Genomic DNA, 2,597 nt, shown 5'->3' on the forward strand with positions numbered 1-2,597 from the left:
CATGCATACATGAGACACTATCAAAATGATCATCCGGAAAAGGCAGAGAGGTCAGATCTGCGGTCCCAGTTTTTAAGCCTGATAGTTCCAGTTCAGGACTGCGAAAATCATAATGCTCAAACTCAGTTGTTGCCGAACAAAGCGCCGCAAAATAAAGCGATGAGCTGAAATCCACATGTTTTTGCGGGCGGGTGCGCGCCAAGACCCGGGCCGCCCAAGCCGTGTGATAAATGTAATGACGGTCAAAGCCGACTACAGCTGTTTTATCACCCAGACAGGGAAAGAGATTCCCCCACGTTGCCACAGGTAATCCGCGCTGTTTGGCGAGCACATTGTAGGATCTAAAATCACGGCAAAAATCCAAACACAAACCTGGTAGCAACAAAAACCTTGGTTGCTTTAGCTTGCTACGCCACCAGCGCCAAATTCGTCTTAACAATTGGTATCGCGTCACTGTCACAACCTTTTAACTATCCTCACTTGTCCTGCCAGCACCCATCTGCAGTTGGTAGCCAAACAGCGGATTTTCTTTTTATTGACCGTGAATGTGCAAGCCATAGCGAAGCAACTCATCTGAGCAATTGCCGTTAGGCACAGCTTGCACACCATCAAACCCGGCAAGACTGTCACGAAGTTGCGCCGGGTTGATGTACTGGTTGAACAAGGGCTGGAGCGTGTTGGCGCTGTCCAGCGGAGAGTGGCTCTCAGCGTCACATGCCCAGCATAAAAAAGATGAAGAACGTCTAATGGCAGGCATGATCGAATCGGCCTGGCAATACGGTTGATATGGCTATCGCCGCGTTACGGCTCTGTTCCGTGACGCAGGCTGCTAGGTCAATGAAAAGCGTGTGAAGCGCCTCTGGAGACGAAGAGGCTCAAAGTTCCATACAAACAACCCAGGAATGGCCGCCTGTGGTTCAATATTCTCGTACCTTTCCTGCCCACGACCGTAGATAACCGTACCAGCGAGCCAACCGCGCCTTTGTACCGTGGCTTAAGAAATAGCCATTTGGTGAAATTTGACTCTTGGACTTACCTGAGCCTTGACTTGATCTTGCGGAGTTTGCATTTTCCTCAAGAATTCCCACCACGATCGCAAACACATTATGCTCCATCATAACTTTGTCGCGCGCCGCGAGGCGAAGCTGGCGTGACATCCCCCAAGGGTCTGCGCTTATAACTCTCTTGACCGTCTCAACCGACGCCTCAATATCTCTGATATCAATTGAAGCGTAAGACCCTTGCGGGAAATACTCACTCAGGTTTTGACACCCAGCATGAATCGGGAATGTGCCGCCCAGGTAAGCATCCGCCAGCTTCTCCGTCCAAAAATGGTCGTGACGATTATTTTCCAAGGCAATATGATACTTGTAAGAAGCGAGTGCTTCGGCTTTGTCATTAACGCGATTAAAGCCGCGTCCAAACACATCGACCTGATCACCGAGAGCGACTTTGAGAGCCTCTACAAAGGCAAGGCGCTCGCGCTGCCCCTCTAAGCGCGTTTTGTTGGAGCACACCACCGAAAGCAACTTTGTCTTTGGTGCGTCAAAAAAATCCAATACCTCATCCCAGCCTTTGGCATCCAATAGCCCCTGCTCATTGACCATGGTTTCAATGTTTACGCCATCGCGCATATCAACACCAACAAACCACGGCAGCGCCGACTGGCTTTGCACCCAATGCCTACCATACCCGGGTAAGGGCACGGGGCTTACAACCGTTCCAAACTGGTCCAGGTAGCTAAGGTCATAGACCTTGAGTTCCGGCGGTTCCCAAACGAACAAAATTCGCCGCTCAACCGGAACATTTGTCTCAAGGCCCACCGATGGTTCATCAAAAACCACCAGCCAATCGGCGCGCTCGTCCGGGTCCTCAAGCGCAAACTGCACATTGCCCCAGCGACCATCACCCGCCGGCGTTTGGCGAAAATAGGGAAAAGCGTCATGGGTTGTGGCGACGTGAACGCGTTGCATGGGCCTTACCGCAAATGCCGAAACACATCATCACCCGACAGTCGGGCCACATATTTAAAGCCCTGCGCTTTGATAAACTCGCGAAGATACACATTACCGAGTTGGGTGCGATCATTTTCGACAATCAGAATCTCGACATGAACTTTCGAGAAGTCCATTCCCTTCAAGACCTCCAGTTCATAACCTTCGACATCGATTGACATGAAGTCCACATATTCAATCTTCTCGTCCAGCAAAACATCGACAAGCCTGTGAACCTGGCGTTTCTCGCGACGAATGGTCTTGCCTTGAAAGGCCGCGCCCTCTTTTCGCATCACGTCGAAAACGCCCGACAAGGCGTGCTCCCAACCATCGGACTCGACGATGCCAAACTCGGTCTCACACGGTTCGCTTCCCAAAACATAGGGCAACACTTTCGTGCCACGAACCTCTTCAAACAGCTTGCACAGATGCTTTTGGGGCTCAAACGAAAGGCCGTTCCAGCCTTTGCGTTCCAGATAGATTGTGTTGCTTATCTCCGTTGGATGATTGGCGCCGACATCAACAAAAAAGCCGTCTTTTTTGCCGTTCAGCAGCTTATCAACGTAATAGTCCTGTCCGCGTTGCGACGCAAAACCCTTGATT

Annotated in this window: 4 protein-coding genes; all 4 read right to left on the reverse strand. The window is 50.9% G+C overall.

Annotated elements, in window-relative coordinates; translation table 11 throughout:
- The coding region (locus IQ256_RS28805) for a class I SAM-dependent methyltransferase (RefSeq protein ID WP_228025388.1) at positions 1 to 331 on the reverse strand (331 nt) is incomplete at its 3' end.
- Between the two features lie 201 nt (positions 332 to 532).
- Complete coding sequence (locus IQ256_RS28810) at positions 533 to 757, reverse strand: hypothetical protein (protein ID WP_193859114.1); 225 nt, start codon at positions 755 to 757, stop codon at positions 533 to 535.
- A 160-nt stretch (positions 758 to 917) separates the two neighbouring features.
- Complete coding sequence (locus IQ256_RS28815) at positions 918 to 1,973, reverse strand: glycosyltransferase family 10 domain-containing protein (RefSeq protein ID WP_193859115.1); 1,056 nt, start codon at positions 1,971 to 1,973, stop codon at positions 918 to 920.
- Positions 1,974 to 1,978: 5 nt separating this feature from the next.
- A partial coding sequence (locus IQ256_RS28820; protein ID WP_193859116.1) for an FkbM family methyltransferase occupies positions 1,979 to 2,597 on the reverse strand: 619 nt, incomplete at its 5' end.

Source organism: cf. Phormidesmis sp. LEGE 11477, assembly GCF_015207105.1.
Classification (GTDB): Bacteria; Cyanobacteriota; Cyanobacteriia; order Phormidesmidales; family Phormidesmidaceae; genus Phormidesmis.

Coding starts and splice junctions, on each gene's coding strand:
- IQ256_RS28810 (WP_193859114.1), bottom strand. CDS start 757: ATGCCTGCCATTAGACGTTCTTCATCTTTTTTATGCTGGGCATGTGAC.
- IQ256_RS28815 (WP_193859115.1), bottom strand. CDS start 1,973: ATGCAACGCGTTCACGTCGCCACAACCCATGACGCTTTTCCCTATTTT.